Annotated in this window: 14 protein-coding genes and 4 pseudogenes; 6 read left to right on the forward strand and 12 right to left on the reverse strand. The window is 51.7% G+C overall.

Going from position 1 to position 15,554, the window contains the following annotated elements; translation table 11 throughout:
* Positions 1-139 precede the first annotated feature (139 nt).
* Positions 140-1,363 (forward strand): peptidase T, encoded by a 1,224-nt coding sequence (pepT, locus tag NUX24_RS02680; RefSeq protein ID WP_032665021.1) that lies wholly within the window; start codon positions 140-142, stop codon positions 1,361-1,363.
* 42 nt (positions 1,364-1,405) lie between these two features.
* Here the strand turns inward: pepT and NUX24_RS02685 are convergent, their stop codons facing one another.
* The 8 genes from NUX24_RS02685 to rluE form a co-directional block, all read right to left on the reverse strand.
* Entirely contained in the window at positions 1,406-2,527 is a 1,122-nt protein-coding gene (locus NUX24_RS02685; RefSeq protein ID WP_257829788.1) for a cupin domain-containing protein, read from the reverse strand.
* A gap of 91 nt (positions 2,528-2,618) precedes the next feature.
* Positions 2,619-4,082, reverse strand: coding sequence for a two-component system sensor histidine kinase PhoQ (phoQ, locus tag NUX24_RS02690; protein ID WP_047651857.1), 1,464 nt, complete (start codon positions 4,080-4,082; stop codon positions 2,619-2,621).
* The gene (phoP, locus tag NUX24_RS02695) at positions 4,083-4,754 is read right to left on the reverse strand and encodes a two-component system response regulator PhoP (protein ID WP_028019015.1); all 672 of its coding nucleotides are present in this window, start codon (positions 4,752-4,754) and stop codon (positions 4,083-4,085) included.
* A 123-nt stretch (positions 4,755-4,877) separates the two neighbouring features.
* Positions 4,878-6,248, reverse strand: a complete 1,371-nt coding sequence (gene purB / locus NUX24_RS02700; RefSeq protein WP_008500757.1) for an adenylosuccinate lyase — start codon at positions 6,246-6,248, stop codon at positions 4,878-4,880.
* Positions 6,249-6,267: 19 nt separating this feature from the next.
* Positions 6,268-6,897, reverse strand: a complete 630-nt coding sequence (gene hflD, locus NUX24_RS02705) for a high frequency lysogenization protein HflD (RefSeq protein ID WP_013097081.1) — start codon at positions 6,895-6,897, stop codon at positions 6,268-6,270.
* A gap of 26 nt (positions 6,898-6,923) precedes the next feature.
* Positions 6,924-8,036, reverse strand: a complete 1,113-nt coding sequence (gene mnmA, locus NUX24_RS02710) for a tRNA 2-thiouridine(34) synthase MnmA (protein ID WP_257829794.1) — start codon at positions 8,034-8,036, stop codon at positions 6,924-6,926.
* 40 nt (positions 8,037-8,076) lie between these two features.
* Positions 8,077-8,550 (reverse strand): NUDIX hydrolase, encoded by a 474-nt coding sequence (locus tag NUX24_RS02715; protein ID WP_054829927.1) that lies wholly within the window; start codon positions 8,548-8,550, stop codon positions 8,077-8,079.
* Between the two features lie 9 nt (positions 8,551-8,559).
* Positions 8,560-9,213: a 23S rRNA pseudouridine(2457) synthase RluE gene (rluE, locus tag NUX24_RS02720; protein ID WP_023311239.1), complete on the reverse strand. Its 654-nt coding sequence runs from the start codon at positions 9,211-9,213 to the stop codon at positions 8,560-8,562.
* Positions 9,214-9,330: 117 nt separating this feature from the next.
* Between rluE and icd the strand changes: the two genes are divergently transcribed.
* Positions 9,331-10,581 (forward strand): NADP-dependent isocitrate dehydrogenase, encoded by a 1,251-nt coding sequence (gene icd, locus NUX24_RS02725; RefSeq protein ID WP_032657958.1) that lies wholly within the window; start codon positions 9,331-9,333, stop codon positions 10,579-10,581.
* Positions 10,582-10,685: 104 nt separating this feature from the next.
* Here icd and NUX24_RS02730 read toward each other — a convergent pair whose 3' ends face one another.
* The 3 genes and pseudogenes from NUX24_RS02730 to NUX24_RS02740 all read right to left on the reverse strand — a co-directional run bounded on the left by NUX24_RS02730 (position 10,686) and on the right by NUX24_RS02740 (position 13,601).
* Positions 10,686-11,480: a DUF3800 domain-containing protein gene (locus tag NUX24_RS02730; protein ID WP_257829800.1), complete on the reverse strand. Its 795-nt coding sequence runs from the start codon at positions 11,478-11,480 to the stop codon at positions 10,686-10,688.
* 17 nt (positions 11,481-11,497) lie between these two features.
* Positions 11,498-12,385 (reverse strand): annotated as a pseudogene (locus NUX24_RS02735) (tyrosine-type recombinase/integrase); the annotation flags it as partial.
* 7 nt (positions 12,386-12,392) lie between these two features.
* Positions 12,393-13,601, reverse strand: a pseudogene (locus NUX24_RS02740) (IS3 family transposase).
* 200 nt (positions 13,602-13,801) lie between these two features.
* Between NUX24_RS02740 and NUX24_RS02745 the strand changes: the two are divergent.
* Complete coding sequence (locus tag NUX24_RS02745; protein ID WP_257829802.1) at positions 13,802-14,140, forward strand: FlxA-like family protein; 339 nt, start codon at positions 13,802-13,804, stop codon at positions 14,138-14,140.
* Here the strand turns inward: NUX24_RS02745 and NUX24_RS02750 are convergent.
* A pseudogene (locus NUX24_RS02750) lies at positions 14,140-14,388 on the reverse strand (SOS response-associated peptidase); the annotation flags it as partial. The gene NUX24_RS02745 and the pseudogene NUX24_RS02750 sit on opposite strands and share 1 nt — an antisense overlap.
* A 222-nt stretch (positions 14,389-14,610) precedes the next feature.
* Here NUX24_RS02750 and NUX24_RS02755 point away from each other — a divergent pair.
* The 3 genes and pseudogenes from NUX24_RS02755 to NUX24_RS02765 form a co-directional block, all read left to right on the forward strand.
* Positions 14,611-14,781, forward strand: a pseudogene (locus tag NUX24_RS02755) (NADP-dependent isocitrate dehydrogenase); the annotation flags it as partial.
* Positions 14,782-14,858: 77 nt separating this feature from the next.
* On the forward strand, positions 14,859-15,206 hold the full coding sequence (locus tag NUX24_RS02760; protein WP_047651907.1) for a DUF1304 domain-containing protein: 348 nt from the start codon (positions 14,859-14,861) through the stop codon (positions 15,204-15,206).
* A gap of 74 nt (positions 15,207-15,280) precedes the next feature.
* Positions 15,281-15,526 carry a YmjA family protein gene (locus NUX24_RS02765; RefSeq protein WP_257829805.1) on the forward strand — a complete coding sequence of 82 codons (246 nt, stop codon included), beginning with the start codon at positions 15,281-15,283 and terminating at the stop codon, positions 15,524-15,526.
* Positions 15,527-15,554: the final 28 nt, after the last annotated feature.

Raw genomic sequence — 15,554 nt, forward strand, 5'->3', positions numbered from 1 at the left:
CTGATTCATAAGCTACATTTACTAACGCATAACGATATAAACGGAAAATATTCTCGTTTGCGGGATAAAAGTGACCTGACGCAATATTTGCGTTTTGATGCTTATTGATAATGTTGTCACAAAAAGTGAGGGTGACTGCATGGATAAATTACTTGAGCGTTTTTTACAGTACGTTTCGCTGGATACCCAATCTAAGCCGGGTGTTCGCCAGGTGCCAAGCACCGAAGGCCAGTGGAAGTTGTTAAACCTGCTTAAAGAGCAGCTTGACGCCATGGGGCTGGTCAACGTCACGTTAAGCGAAAAAGGCACTGTGATGGCAACGCTGCCGGCGAATGTCCAGGGTGACATTCCGGCGATTGGCTTTATCTCTCATGTCGACACCTCTCCGGATTTTAGCGGCAAACATGTGAACCCGCAGATTGTGGAAAATTACCGCGGCGGCGACATTGCGCTGGGCATTGGTGACGAAGTGCTCTCGCCCGTAATGTTCCCCGTGCTGCACCAGCTGCTGGGCCAGACGCTGATCACCACCGACGGGAAGACGCTGCTGGGGGCAGATGATAAGGCGGGGATCGCGGAGATCATGACCGCGCTGGCGGTGCTGAAGGGCAAAAATATCCCGCACGGGGATATCCGCGTGGCCTTTACGCCGGATGAAGAGGTCGGCAAGGGCGCTAAGCATTTCGACGTGGAAGCCTTTAACGCGCAGTGGGCCTATACCGTCGACGGCGGTGGCGTCGGTGAACTGGAGTATGAAAACTTCAATGCCGCGTCCGTCACGATTAAAATTGTCGGCAACAACGTTCATCCCGGCTCGGCGAAAGGCGTCATGGTAAACGCGCTGTCGCTGGCGTCCAGAATTCATGCAGAAGTCCCGGCGGAAGAGAGCCCTGAACAGACCGAAGGGTATGAAGGTTTCTATCACCTGACCAGCATCAAAGGCACCGTAGATAGCGCGCAGATGCACTACATCATCCGCGATTTCGACCGCAAAGCCTTTGAGGCGCGCAAGCGCAAGATGATGGAGATCGCGAAGAAGGTCGGTAAAGGGTTACACCCTGATTGCTATATTGAGCTGATCATTGAAGACAGCTATTACAACATGCGCGAGAAGGTGATGGCGCATCCGCATATTCTCGATATCGCCCAGCAGGCGATGCGCGACTGCGATATTGAACCGCAGCTCAAGCCGATTCGCGGCGGCACTGACGGTTCTCAGCTGTCGTTTATGGGGCTGCCGTGCCCGAACCTGTTTACCGGTGGCTATAACTACCATGGCAAGCATGAGTTTGTGACGCTGGAAGGGATGGAAAAAGCGGTGAAGGTGATAGTGCGGATAGCGGAGTTAACCGCTAAACGCTAAGAAAAAGCCCGGTGGCGAAGCGCCACCGGGCATTAAGACGACTCAGTCCTCAAAGAACCAGTACCCGCTGTTGACCAGCGCGGCCAGCATCGCGAGGAAGGAAGGATCTTCCAGCGCATCGCCAAAGGTGTCGGCAGTCAGCACCAGATGGCTGGCAATGGCTTCCAGTGCCGGACGGTGCGGAGAGTCCAGCCTCTCGCCGTTGACGAACACCTCCTCACCAATGCGCAGCACGCGCAATCCGCCCAGACGCGTCAGCTTGTCGCCCTGCTGAAGCGCATCATAAATCTCATCAGCCTGATAAGGCGGCTCCGGTGGCGCAACGTCCAGCTCATGACGAGACTGACTGATAAACTCCCCAAACCACTGTTTGAAATGTTCCGGCTCGTTGATCAAATCCAGCATCATGCCGCGCAGCTTATCGAGTTCTTCTGGCACAATATCCGCAGGATGCTCGCGCGCAGGCACATCAGGGTCGCTGTAACGATAGCTGCCCAGCTCGCGCTGCAGAACGTAGTCGGCAAATCCGCTGATCATCTCGCGGCCGCTTGGCGCGCGGAACCCCACGGAGTAGTTGAGTGAGTTTTCCAGGGAGTAGCCTTCGTGAGGGAATCCCGGCGGAATGTAGAGAATATCACCCGGCTCCAGCTCTTCGTCGATAATCCCTTCAAACGGGTCAACCTGAAGCAGATCCGGATGCGGGCAGTGCTGTTTCATTGGCACTTTTTCGCCCACGCGCCAGCGGCGGCGGCCCGTACCCTGAATGATAAACACGTCGTACTGGTCAAGATGTGGACCTACGCCGCCGCCCGGCACGGAGAAGGAGACCATCAGATCGTCCATGCGCCAGTCGGGCAGGGCGCGGAACGGGCGCATTAATGCGGCAGTGGGCTCATGCCAGTGGTTGACCGCCTGCACCAGCAGCGACCAGTTGTTTTCACCGAGGTGATCGTAGCTTTCGAAAGGACCGTGGCTAACCTGCCATTTCCCGTCCTGGTGGCTGACCAGACGGCTGTCGACTTCGTTTTCCATGGCCAGACCTGCCAGCTCGTCAGGCGAGATAGGGTCGACAAAATTGCTGAATCCGCGTTTCAGAACCACCGGGCGTTTTTGCCAGTAACGTTCAATAAACTCGGGCCAGTTAAGCGTTAAGTGATAATCCATATTTTTTTATTCCGCAGGCTCTTACTGACTCGGATTATAACGGAACCTCAGCCCCCAGGCTGCGAGATCCTCGCATTTTTCACATAACGGGTTAACTATCGTTCAATGTGGGCTGCTGGCGACCCAAAATAACCTCCATTCTGGCGCCGCCCAGCAGGCTTTCACTGGTTTCTATTTTCCCGTCGTACTGGTCGACAATCTCGCGGGCGACGGCCAATCCTACGCCCTGGCCAGGACGTAGCGTATCGGCTCGCTGACCGCGATCGAACACCACGTCACGCTTATTGCTTGGGATCCCCGGGCCATCATCCTCAACGATAATATGCAGTTCGGTTTCCGTCTGACGCGCAGACACTTCCACGAACTCCAGACAGTATTTGCAGGCGTTATCCAGCAAATTACCCATCACTTCCATGAAGTCATTTTTTTCACCCACAAAGCTTATCTCTGGCGAGATATCGAGGCTGATGTTCACCCCTTTACGCTGATACACCTTGTTGAGGGCGGACGTGAGGTTATCCAGAAGCGGGGCTACCGGGTGCAGCTCGCGGCTCAGAAGCGCGCTGCCGGAACGCATGCTGGCGCGGTGCAGGTAATAGCCAATTTGCTGGGAAATACGGCTGATCTGCTCCAGCATCACCGGCTCGGCATCATCGACGCTCAGCTTCGAGCTGCGCATTGAACGCAGGGTACTTTGCATGACGGCCAGCGGAGTTTTCAGGCTGTGGGTCAGGTCGGTAAGGGTGGTACGGTATTTATCGTAGCGTTCGCGTTCACTTTTCAGCAGGCGGTTGAGGTTACGCACCAGGCTGGTGAGCTCACGGGTGGTTTCCGGGTTCAGCTTCTCGCGATGATGTTCTTCCAGCTCACGAACCTCTTTCGCCAGTGATTCAATGGGGCGCAAGCTCCACCACGCCGCCACCCACAGCAGTGGGATCACCAGCAGGAGATTCGCAGCCAGAACGTAGATGAACCAGCTCCAGACCATATAAGAGCGCTTCAGCTCGACCGGAATGGTGTCGATCACCACGATGGTCAGCTGCGGCATGTTCAGCGTCGCTGGATAGAGGTTGATCGCGACGGAGTGCGTCATCTCCGTCTCGGCGTTGTCGGCGCGGATCTCGTTCAGCTTTTGCTGCAGGGAGCGATCTTCATGGATCAGCGAGCTGGTGGTGTTGAGATCGGCTTCAATTTCGTGAAATCCGTTGGTTTTGAGCCATTCCGGACGAATGCTTTTGACCAGCCAGGGAATATCACGCTGCGCCCACAGTAATTTCCCCTTTTCGTTATAAATCAGGGCTAGCGTCGGGCTCTGCTGGTTGAGGTTTTCCGGCATTTCGACGGTAATTTGATTGTTTTCCCACTTCGCCAGGGTATAAAACAGATTGCTTTCGCCACGTAACAGCCGAAAGGTGGTTTTATCAAAGCTGACGCTGTAGCCTACCAGGGCGACCATGCCGTAGGAGAGCGACAGCACCAGCACGACGGCAGCCGTGGCCAGTAAGAAACGAACCCGCAGCGAGAGGGGCAGAATGTGGCGTAAAATCCGTCTCATTTAGCGTAATTCGAACAGGTAGCCCTGGCCACGAACGGTGGTAATCACATCCTGCGGATACTGCGCCTGAATTTTCTTACGCAAACGTCCCATCAGCACGTCAATGGTATGGCTCTCGCGCAGTTCAGCATCAGGGTAAAGCTGGAGCATTAAGGAATCTTTGCTCACCACTTTGCCATTGTTGCGGATCAGCGTTTCCATGATGGTGTATTCGAAGGCGGTAAGCTTAATCACTTCATCATTGATCGCTAATTCCCGGCGGGAGAGATCGACCTGGAATGGCGGAATGGAAATAACCTGTGAAGCCAGCCCGCTGTTGCGGCGTAACAGCGCCTGCATGCGCGCCGCCACCTCTTCAATATGAAACGGCTTGGTGACGTAATCGTCGGCACCCGCGCTGAGCACTTCAACCTTATCCTGCCAGCCTTCACGGGCGGTCAGAACCAGAACCGGTAGAGAGACATCGTGGCTGCGCCAGCGACGAATTAACGACAGACCATCTTCGTCAGGCAACCCTAAATCGACAATGGCGATATCCGGCAGATGTTCATTGAGATAATAATCGGCTTCTTTTGCATCTTCAGCATCGTCCACCTGATGTCCCATCTCCTGAAGCTGAACCTTCAGGTGATGGCGTAGCAATGCGTTATCCTCAACAACCAGTACGCGCATCATCTCTTCTCCCTAAATAATTGGTATGAATAGTTTAACGCTGATTATGTTGTTGTGGGGATAAACATTGAGTAAACCGGGAAAAAGCATCCCCCTTTTCGGGCGAAAAGGGGGAGAAGGGCGTTACTTCAGCTCGTCGACCATGGTGATGGCGCGGCCAATGTAGTTCGCCGGGGTCATCGCCTTCAGGCGCGTTTTCTCTTCTTCCGGCAGCGCCAGACCGTCGATAAACTGCTTCATGCCTTCGGCGTCAACGCGTTTCCCGCGGGTCAGCTCTTTCAGCTTCTCGTACGGTTTTTCGATACCGTAACGACGCATCACGGTCTGGATTGGCTCCGCCAGCACTTCCCAGTTGTGGTCCAGCTCGTCCAGCAGACGGTCACGGTTCACTTCCAGTTTGCTCACGCCTTTCAGGGTGGACTGGTACGCGATCAGCGCATAGCCAATGCCCACGCCCAGGTTACGCAGTACGGTGGAGTCGGTCAGGTCGCGCTGCCAGCGGGATACCGGCAGTTTGCTTGCCATATGCTGCAGCACGGCGTTCGCCAGGCCCAGGTTGCCTTCGGAGTTTTCGAAGTCGATTGGGTTTACCTTGTGCGGCATGGTGGAAGAGCCGATTTCACCGGCGATGGTTTTCTGCTTGAAGTGGTTCAGGGCGATGTAGCCCCACACGTCACGATCGAAGTCGATCAGGATGGTGTTGAAGCGCGCGATGCAGTCAAACAGTTCGGCGATATAGTCGTGCGGCTCAATCTGCGTGGTGTACGGGTTCCACTGAATGCCCAGAGAGGTCACGAACTCTTCGCTGAACTGGTGCCAGTCCACTTCCGGGTAAGCGGCGATGTGGGCGTTATAGTTACCGACCGCGCCGTTGATTTTGCCGAGGATCTCAACCTGCTCCAGCTGACGGTACTGGCGCTCCATACGGTACGCGACGTTCGCCATCTCTTTACCCATCGTCGATGGGGTGGCTGGCTGGCCGTGGGTACGGGAGAGCAGCGGAATGTCGCGGTATTCCACGGACAGCGCTTTTACCGCGTCGATGATTTTACGCCAGTAAGGCAGCACCACCTCTTTGCGCGCGGTGGAGAGCATCAGCGCATGAGACAGGTTGTTGATGTCTTCAGAGGTACAGGCGAAGTGAATGAATTCAGACACGGCGTGCAGGGCAGGAACGCTTTCCACTTTCTCTTTCAGGAAGTACTCAACCGCTTTCACGTCGTGGTTGGTGGTGCGTTCGATGGTTTTAATGCGCGCGGCGTCTTGTTCGCTAAACTCGGCAACGATTTTATCAAGGTAATCGTTTGCCTTTTCGTCAAAAGCAGGAACTTCCTTGATTGCTGCCTGGGCGGCCAGCTTTTGCAGCCAGCGTACTTCAACCTGAACACGGAACTTCAGCAAACCATATTCGCTGAAGATCCCGCGCAGCGCGCTGACTTTATCGCCGTAGCGTCCATCGACAGGGGATACGGCGGTCAGTGAGGATAATTCCATAATTCGCAACTCCGGGAGGTTAACAATGAGCAAGAATTTGTTTTGCCTGAGTGGTCAGGCGATTACGAGAAAACATTAACTGCAGGCGGCCACCGCCCACCTGGTGCCACAGCACGGCGGCGCGGATCCCTGCCAGCAGGGACGCGCGCACTTTTGCCTGTACCTGCGGACTTTGCAGCACGGCAGGGGAGCCGGTGACCTGAATACGCGGGCCCAGCGGGCTGATGACGTCAACATAAATGCCGGCCATGGCGCTCAGCAGCGTTTCCGACTGCAGGTCAAAATGATCGAGCTGACGCTGTAATCCGGCAATACGATCGCCCAGGGTATTGAGCGCGCCTTTTGCGGCGCTCAGCTTACGCTCCAGCACCATCAGGCTCAACGTGTAGCGGGTTAGCTCCGCGTTTAATCCCTGACGGCTACTGGCGTTAAGCACGCCGAGCAGGGTTTCAAGACCGAGACGAAGATTGGTTTCACTGCCGCCGAACACGCCCAGCGTCGAGCCGGGGTTGAGATCGATAACGCTGTTCAGTGAAACGTGCAGGGCATCTGCGTCGCAATGACCCTGATGCGCCAGCTGTTGCACCAGACGGGCTGACTGGCAAATTCCCGCCAGCGCCAGGGTGATGTCATAGTAGTTCTTCGCCACACGGTCTCCTTTATGTGTGAATCGTATTAAACAGCAGGCAGCGGCAGGCGCTGTTCAATGATCCCGCCGCCCAGACAGATTTCGCCGCTGTAGAAGACAGCAGACTGACCCGGGGTGACGGCGGCGACCGGCTCGTCGAAACGCACGTCAATGCGATCGTCATCGAGCGCGGTAATGGTGCAAGGAATATCGGTCTGACGGTAGCGTGTTTTCACCGTGCAGCGCAGCGTGCCTTTCAGCGGCTCACGATCGACCCAGTGCAGCTGCTGTGCGATAAGGCCAATGGACATCAGACGCGGATGATCGTGACCCTGGGCAACAACCAGAATATTGTTTTCGACGTCTTTGTCGACAACATACCATGGATCTTCGCTACCTTCTTTGGTCCCGCCAATACCCAGGCCTTTACGCTGGCCGAGCGTGTGGTACATCAGCCCCTGATGCTGGCCAACCTCTTCCCCGTCGACGGTGACAATTTTACCCGGCTGTGCAGGCAGGTAACGTCCCAGGAAATCGCGGAATTTGCGCTCGCCGATGAAGCAGATGCCGGTAGAGTCTTTTTTCTTCGCGGTGATCAGGTCCAGCTCTTCGGCGATTTTACGCACCTGCGGCTTTTCCAGCTCGCCGACCGGGAACAGGCTCTGGGCGATTTGCTCGTGGCTCAGCGTATAGAGGAAATAGCTTTGATCTTTGTTGCCATCCAGACCGCGCAGCAGCTGGCTTTTGCCATTCACATCTGCACGACGCACGTAGTGACCGGTCGCAATATAGTCTGCGCCCAGATCTTCCGCGGCGAATTCCAGGAAGGCCTTAAATTTGATCTCTTTGTTGCACAGAATATCCGGGTTCGGCGTGCGGCCCGCTTTGTACTCTTCCAGGAACAGTTCAAAAACGTTGTCCCAGTATTCTGCGGCAAAGTTAACGGTGTGCAGTTCAATGCCGAGCTTGTCGCACACGGCCTGCGCGTCAGCGAGATCCGCTGCGGCAGTGCAGTATTCCTCGCCATCATCTTCCTCCCAGTTCTTCATGAACAGGCCCTCCACCTTATAGCCCTGTTGCTGCAACAGGTAGGCGGAAACGGAGGAATCGACACCGCCGGACATGCCGACGATCACTTTTTTCTGGCTGTTATCTGACATGGAATACTCACGACATTGAACTTCAAGGCGGCGTATTCTATCACGCCCCCCCACCATTGACACCCTCTGTAAACGGCCAGTTAAATGCGCCGATGACATCCAGCGGCAGGCGTGCGCCTGACTGCCAGCAGCGAATGCTTTCCGCAACCAGCGGCGAGCGCAGGTTTGGCGCGTTCAGGATCTCGTCTGCGGTCACCCACAGACAGCGGTCGATATCGTCATCCTGCGGCTCAGTGGCGCACGTTTCGCTAAGCTCAACGGCAAATAAAAAGCGCAGGAACGGGGTGTGATCGGGTGCGATCCACTGATGCATGCGGATGAAGTGCTGAGGCTCAGCGTGAATGCCGGTCTCTTCCCATAGCTCGCGTTTTGCTGCCTGCAGCAGGGTTTCATTGGCTTCAAGGTGTCCGGCAGGCTGGTTCCACAGCGCTTTGCCGTTAATGCTCTCTTCGACAACCAGAAATTTACCCCTGGCGTGGACCACGCAGGCAACCGTGACATGAGGTTTAAACATAGTGACTCCTTAAGGGGTAACGTCGCGCCATTCGCCGTTTGCCAGCGTTTCCAGGGTGTAGCTGCCCATGGCGTAGCGAATAAGACGCAGGGTAGGGAAGCCGACGTGTGCGGTCATGCGCCGAACCTGGCGGTTGCGGCCTTCATAAAGGGTAATTTTGAGCCAGCTTGTCGGAATGGATTTGCGTTCGCGAATCGGCGGGTTGCGCGGCCACAGCCACTCCGGTTCATTCACGCGTTCAATACCCGCCGGCAGGGTTGGGCCGTCGTTCAACGTCACGCCGCTGCGTAGCGCTGCCAGCGTCGCGTCATCCGGCTCGCCTTCCACCTGGACGAAGTAAATTTTACCGGTGCGTTTGCCCGGCTGCGTGAGCTTCGCCTGCAACGCGCCGTCGTTGGTTAACACCAGAAGGCCTTCGCTGTCGCGGTCCAGGCGCCCGGCCGCGTAGACCCCCTGAACAGGGATGTAGTCCTTAAGCGTGCTGCGCCCGGCTTCATCGGTAAACTGCGGCAAAACATCGTAGGGTTTATTGAACAAAATAACCCGCTTCGGCTGGGTTTCCTGCGGTCTTCTGGCGGCTTGTCGCGAGCTGAATCGCTCAACCCGGTGTTTTGTAAAAGAAGTTTTCTTCATGGTATTTTCAGGCGTTATCAATTGCCGCATTATAGCCTAATAACGAAGACCTTTCATGGCGCAGGACAATCAGGTACTATCGAAGGGCTCATTACAATTTATTAACATAAGATCAGTAACAACCAGAAGCGCTCGAAGGAGAGGTTAATGGAAAGCAAAGTAGTTGTTCCGGCGGAAGGTAAAAAGATCACCCTGCAAAACGGCAAGATTAACGTTCCTCACAATCCGATTATCCCGTTCATCGAAGGTGACGGTATCGGTGTAGACGTTACCCCGGCGATGCTGAAAGTGGTTGATGCCGCTGTTGAGAAAGCCTACAAAGGCGAGCGTAAAATTTCCTGGATGGAAATTTACACCGGTGAGAAATCTACTCAAGTTTATGGCCAGGACGTCTGGCTGCCAGCAGAAACGCTGGACCTGATCCGCGACTACCGCGTTGCTATTAAAGGCCCACTGACGACGCCAGTTGGCGGCGGTATCCGTTCCCTGAACGTGGCACTGCGCCAGGAGCTGGACCTGTACGTGTGTCTGCGTCCAGTTCGTTACTATCAGGGCACCCCAAGCCCGGTTAAGCACCCTGAACTGACCGATATGGTTATCTTCCGCGAAAACTCAGAAGACATCTACGCGGGTATCGAATGGAAAGCGGACTCTGCTGACGCAGAAAAAGTGATTAAATTCCTGCGCGAAGAGATGGGCGTGAAGAAAATTCGCTTCCCTGAGCATTGTGGTATCGGCATCAAGCCATGCTCTGAAGACGGTACTAAACGTCTTGTGCGTGCGGCCATCGAATACGCGATCACCAACGACCGTGACTCTGTGACTCTGGTTCACAAAGGCAACATCATGAAGTTCACCGAAGGCGCGTTCAAAGACTGGGGCTACCAGTTGGCGAAAGAAGAGTTCGGTGGTGAGCTGATCGACGGCGGCCCATGGCAGAAGATTAAGAACCCGAACACCGGCAAAGAGATCATCATTAAAGATGTGATCGCCGATGCGTTCCTGCAGCAGATCCTGCTGCGTCCTGCAGAATACGACGTGATTGCCTGTATGAACCTGAACGGTGACTACATCTCTGACGCCCTGGCAGCACAGGTTGGCGGTATCGGTATCGCCCCTGGCGCGAACATCGGTGACGAGTGCGCCCTGTTCGAAGCGACCCACGGTACTGCACCTAAATATGCAGGCCAGGACAAAGTGAACCCGGGCTCTATCATCCTGTCCGCAGAGATGATGCTGCGCCATATGGAATGGTTCGAAGCCGCAGACCTGATCGTTAAAGGTATGGAAGGCGCGATCAACGCGAAAACCGTAACTTACGATTTCGAACGTCTGATGGAAGGCGCTAAACTGCTGAAATGTTCAGAGTTTGGCGACGCGATTATCGCGAACATGTAATCCAGATTCTGGGTTAAATATGAACGGGAGCCTATGGGCTCCCGTTGTTATGAATAGTTTTCGGGAGGTTATCAAAAAATTATCAAAATAATTTAACAAAATACCTATTGTAATCCCTTTTCATCTCTATCCTTTTTGATGAAATTATCAAAATCATTTACAGTAAAATCAATTGGTAGATACGCCTTTTTCCAATCCGCACAATTAATATCCATACTCGATATTATTTCTATGAAATCATTATCGTCCTCATTTCTTTCTGACTTCATAGATAAATAGGTCAGACGATTAATAGAGTATGCAATAAAATCAGCCATTTGAAGCAACGGCTCATTTTTAGAAGATTCATAGTAACCGTTGTATCCACCTTTTTGCTCTGAAAAAAAATCAAAACCAAATGGTTCACCCGGTTTACCTTCTCCTTCATCCATGATGATTGTAAGCTTTTCACTACATGCTTTTACTTTTCGTTTTATTTTTAAAAGAAGCAATTTAAGTGATAGAACGCTATTTACTTTATTTGTTTCTACTCCATTAGTTAATATATGCCCCAAGATGCCAATGTCTTTTTTTGTCCTTTCATCAACTGTTTGAATTAAAACCTCCCATTTATAATGATTGTAAAGGAAGGCGAAAAACGAAAAAATTGCTAATCTTTTTTGTTTGGGGAGTTTTTTCCATTCATTTTTTTTATTCATCACATCTTTGAAGTGAAACTCTGAAACATTCATCTTGAAATGTTCATTGATTTCGGCAAAGCACGTGGGGAGTTGATTTCGAACGTCTTCGGCATCTTCTTCACTAAAAATCACGGCCACGTGTGTTCTTCTGTTTGCAGTAACATAGGTTGAAGATGGAGAGCTTGGATCGCTGTATGTATCATCAATAGCTATAAACATAAAAACCTCTAAAGTGATTATTTTAAAAAAATGTATTTCCAGTCTTTCCCTCTGTCATCATTATACATCTCTGTTTGAACAGCATGTTTATGTTCTAAAAGATTTTGGGTGTCAACCCCCTGTTTTTTATACAACCTTTCCGAAAGGGAACGTTGTTCATGGAAAGTTGCTGGTGTTCCATCTCCCCAATTAATTTCTGCTTTATCTCGTGCCTTACTGAAATTCATTGTTATGGTGTTCGATTTTACTTGTGCGCCTCGTTCTGCCATTGAGGTCGCCCGAAAGAAGTGGACTAGATATTGACTCACTGCATAGTCACGGCACCGGGCAACTACATCCCTCAAGCTCCAGTCAATTGCGTTGAGTCTAATAGATAGGGGGATCGCTAGTTTGCTCCCCGTTTTCTCCTGAATGACATGAAGATGATCATCCCAAATATCGCTGAACTTCATATTTGAAATATCACCGAGGCGCTGACCAGTAACGAGCGCCAGTAGCATTGCATTACCCATGTATTGATGACGGGCATCAGCTATCTCGAAAATCTTTTGCCATTCGTCAAGGTTAAGACGTTGTCGGGTAATCCGCCGGCGTGGTTGTTTTGTAGCAAGAGCCGGGTTATAACCCGGCGGTACCTCGCCATAATGCTGTGCTTCTTTGAACACATCAATTAACACTGAGCGTATGACCTGAGACATTCTCGGCTGGCCCTCTGCAACATAGTACTCCAGTATCTGGGCATCATCCCGAACATCGACGGATGAAATCAATTTCATTCCTACTCTTTCACGGAGTAGGGCTACTGGTTTAGCCTTTTGCTTATGAGTGTTCGGCCTGATATCACCATTCTCCAGTCTTTCATCCTGAATTTTCCAATAACGGTCTAACCACGTATTTGTTATTATGTAGTGGTCAACAAAAACTGGCCACAGCGTTAGAGTTTTTCCAGAACAATCGTTCTGATTCATTCGGCGTCAAACCACCATTATATTGATGGTGTCTGAGCTGGCTGTAATATTCCGTGATGTAGTTCGTTATCGCTGCGCTGGCTTCGCTAAAATTAGCGTATCCATTATCCGGCACCCATTCCGTTTTCAGGCTTCTAAAAAAACGTTCCATCGGGCTGTTATCCCAGAAATTCCCCCGGCGACTCAGGCTTTGCTTTATCTGATATCTCCACAGTAACTGTCTGAAATTTCTGCTGGCATAGTGGCTACCTTGATCCGAGTGATACAGCAAATTAGAGGGTTTTCCTCGCGCTTCCCAGGCCATGGACATCGCTTTCGTTGTCAGTGCAGAGTCCGGGAAAAATGACATCGCCCAGCCATCTGGTTTACGAGAAAGCAGATCAAGCACAACGGCTAAATAAGCCCAACGTTTACCTGTCCAGATATACTTCACATCACCACACCAGACCTGATTAGGTTCTGTTACTGCAAACTAGCGCTCAAGATAATTGGGGATCTCTACGTGTTCCTTAGACGCCTTCTTATATCGATGGCCGGGCTGCTGACAGCTGATGAGATTAAGTTCTTTCATCAGCTTTGTTGCCCGCCAGCGACTCAGTTTTACGCCTTTGGTTGTGACCATCGCGGCAATATTACGTGCACCTGCAGAACCATTACTTTCGCGATAGCTTTCACGAACAAGACTGAGTAATAACACGTGTGTGGCATCAGGCTTCTTTGGTTGCCGCCAGTATTTATAGCTGCTGCGATGAACCCCAAACACATTGCACATAACGGCAACGGGAAACCGCGCCCTGAGTTTCTCAACTAATGAGAATTGTTCAGGGAGTCTGACATCAAGAGCGCGGTAGCCTTTTTTAATATATCCCTTTCCATTTCAACACGTTGAAGTCTTTTCTTCAGCTCGCGTATTTCAATCTGCTCAGGTGTCATGGGTGAAGCTATGGGTGATTTTCCCGCTCGTTCTTCTTTCAACTGGCGGACCCACTTATCCATCGTGGATTTGCCGACATTCATTGCCGTGGCAGCGGCGGCAACAGTGTAGTGCTGATCGAGTACAAGCTGGGCAGCTTCAAGGCGAAACTCAGGGCTAAACTGCGTCTGTTACGTCCGGTCATAATGTCACCTGTTTTTGACTATGAGGCGATGATATCACCTCTATTCAGGTGGCCAAATTTAGTGTGCCACTACAGCAGAACGTCTACCCCTTCTGCCTTCTGTCAACAAGCTTAGCTTTCTGAGATACGCCAGGCGCAAGGAAATCAATATTAACATCAAACGATTAATGCAACAAAAATACGATTAAAGATATTTTATTGCGTGCCGATAGTGCTTTTTTAAAAGGAGAAATCTATGTCTGTCACAATTCAGGGGAATGCCTCAACTGCCATTTTAAACAACTCCGCCCCGGAAGGAACATCAAAAATAGCCAAAATCATGAGACAAATTCAAGTGCTGACTGAAAAGCTTGGGAAAATCTCATCGGAAGAGGGGATGACGCCAGAGCAGAAAAAAGAAATGGCTGCACTAGTACAGAAGCAAATTGAAAGCCTCAGAGTTCAACTTGAACAGTTGTTACGGCAGCAGGCAGAGAAAGAGAAACAGAATAAAGATGCGAAAGTTCAGCCTGATAACAAAGTAGAAAGAAAGGACGATACAAATACTGCCGGCACCATTGATATTTACGTCTGAGTGGTTGCCGTCTCGACACACGCATTAATCAGTGGCGTATTATCCCACCATCCGGGCGCGTAAGACCTCAGGACTGGATCAAGATGCAGCTGCTCGTTGCGTTTGCTCAGGAGCAGCACCTTGGTACCGGGCGAGACGTTGTTCCTGCCTATAGGTTCCGGGTCGTATGGAATGTCGCGATCGGCTTCATCGGCCAGATAGGCCAGATATTCTTCACGCGTTTGAGCTTGTGCAAAACGTCCGCACATAGAAACCTCCAGCCAAGTCTCAAACTCAAAATATAGGGCAGGGAGAGAAGGAGGAGCGTAGCGAACCCATTAAGAGATTAGTTAATAAAGCCAAAAAGTGGTTATCAAAACCCAAAAATCATCGTAACTAATCAATAGGTTAGCTTGTGGTCAAAAAAGTGTGATGAACGCGCCAAATATGAGTTTTTCATTGAAAAATCAATGTATCATGATTGATTTAATGAAATACTGCTGCGCCACATGGAATGGTTCGAAGCCGCAGACCTGATCGTTAAAGGTATGGAAGGCGCGATCAACGCGAAAACCGTAACTTACGATTTCGAACGTTTGATGGAAGGCGCTAAGCTGCTGAAATGTTCAGAGTTTGGCGACGCGATTATCGCGAACATGTAATCCAGTTTCTGGGTTAAACAAGAGCGGGGGCCTGAGGGTTCCCGTTTTTTTTGCCTCTGCCTGCGGGAGACAACACGATGTTAGCCACTGTCCTTATCGCTGTCGTTGCTTTCATTCATCTCTACATTCTTGTGCTGGAAATGTTTCTGTGGAATACCAAAACAGGGCACAAGGCCTTTAATCTGCGTCCCGACTTTGCGCGCGACACCCGCGTGCTGGCCGCGAATCAGGGACTGTATAACGGTTTTCTGGCGGCTGGTCTGCTCTGGAGCCTCTGGCTCGGTGAAAAGGGTATTCAGGTTGCCATCTTCTTCCTGACCTGCGTGCTGATCGCCGGGCTCTTTGGCGCAGCCACCGCCAGCCGAAAAATTTTGTATGTACAGGCCGCGCCCGCTCTCGCAGCGCTGCTTGCGTTACTCCTCTGAAGCAATGCTTTGGTTGAGATAAGGCGTCCGATATACTGATGGCTTTACCCGTAAAGATTAGCGACGAGACAGTTATGAACAACGATATCCCACTGAAATATTATGACATTGCCGATGAGTACGCGACGGAAGCCGCAGAGCAGGTCGCTGAGTCAGAGCGTGACGCGCTGGCACATTATTTCCAGCTGCTGCTCACCCGTTTATCGAATAATGAGGAAATTAGCGAGGAAGCCCAGCAGGAGATGGCCACTGAGGCCGGGATCCGTGCGGGTCGCATTGATGATGTTGCGAATTTCCTCAATCAGTGGGGAAATGAATAGTCTGCTTCAAAAGCCGTTATGCTGATGC

The sequence above is a fragment of the Enterobacter sp. HG048 genome, assembly GCF_024702055.1.
Lineage (GTDB): Bacteria > Pseudomonadota > Gammaproteobacteria > Enterobacterales > Enterobacteriaceae > Enterobacter > Enterobacter dykesii.

Excerpts from the sequence above, each read along its gene's own strand:
- purB (WP_008500757.1), bottom strand. The coding sequence starts at position 6,248 with ATGGAATTATCCTCACTGACCGCCGTATCCCCTGTCGATGGACGCTAC.
- mnmA (WP_257829794.1), bottom strand. The coding sequence starts at position 8,036 with ATGTCAGATAACAGCCAGAAAAAAGTGATCGTCGGCATGTCCGGCGGT.
- rluE (WP_023311239.1), bottom strand. The coding sequence starts at position 9,213 with ATGCGGCAATTGATAACGCCTGAAAATACCATGAAGAAAACTTCTTTT.
- phoP (WP_028019015.1), bottom strand. The coding sequence starts at position 4,754 with ATGCGCGTACTGGTTGTTGAGGATAACGCATTGCTACGCCATCACCTG.
- NUX24_RS02730 (WP_257829800.1), bottom strand. The coding sequence starts at position 11,480 with ATGTTTATAGCTATTGATGATACATACAGCGATCCAAGCTCTCCATCT.
- NUX24_RS02685 (WP_257829788.1), bottom strand. The coding sequence starts at position 2,527 with ATGGATTATCACTTAACGCTTAACTGGCCCGAGTTTATTGAACGTTAC.
- NUX24_RS02745 (WP_257829802.1), top strand. The coding sequence starts at position 13,802 with ATGTCTGTCACAATTCAGGGGAATGCCTCAACTGCCATTTTAAACAAC.
- NUX24_RS02760 (WP_047651907.1), top strand. The coding sequence starts at position 14,859 with ATGTTAGCCACTGTCCTTATCGCTGTCGTTGCTTTCATTCATCTCTAC.
- icd (WP_032657958.1), top strand. The coding sequence starts at position 9,331 with ATGGAAAGCAAAGTAGTTGTTCCGGCGGAAGGTAAAAAGATCACCCTG.
- NUX24_RS02715 (WP_054829927.1), bottom strand. The coding sequence starts at position 8,550 with ATGTTTAAACCTCATGTCACGGTTGCCTGCGTGGTCCACGCCAGGGGT.
- NUX24_RS02765 (WP_257829805.1), top strand. The coding sequence starts at position 15,281 with ATGAACAACGATATCCCACTGAAATATTATGACATTGCCGATGAGTAC.
- phoQ (WP_047651857.1), bottom strand. The coding sequence starts at position 4,082 with ATGAGACGGATTTTACGCCACATTCTGCCCCTCTCGCTGCGGGTTCGT.
- pepT (WP_032665021.1), top strand. The coding sequence starts at position 140 with ATGGATAAATTACTTGAGCGTTTTTTACAGTACGTTTCGCTGGATACC.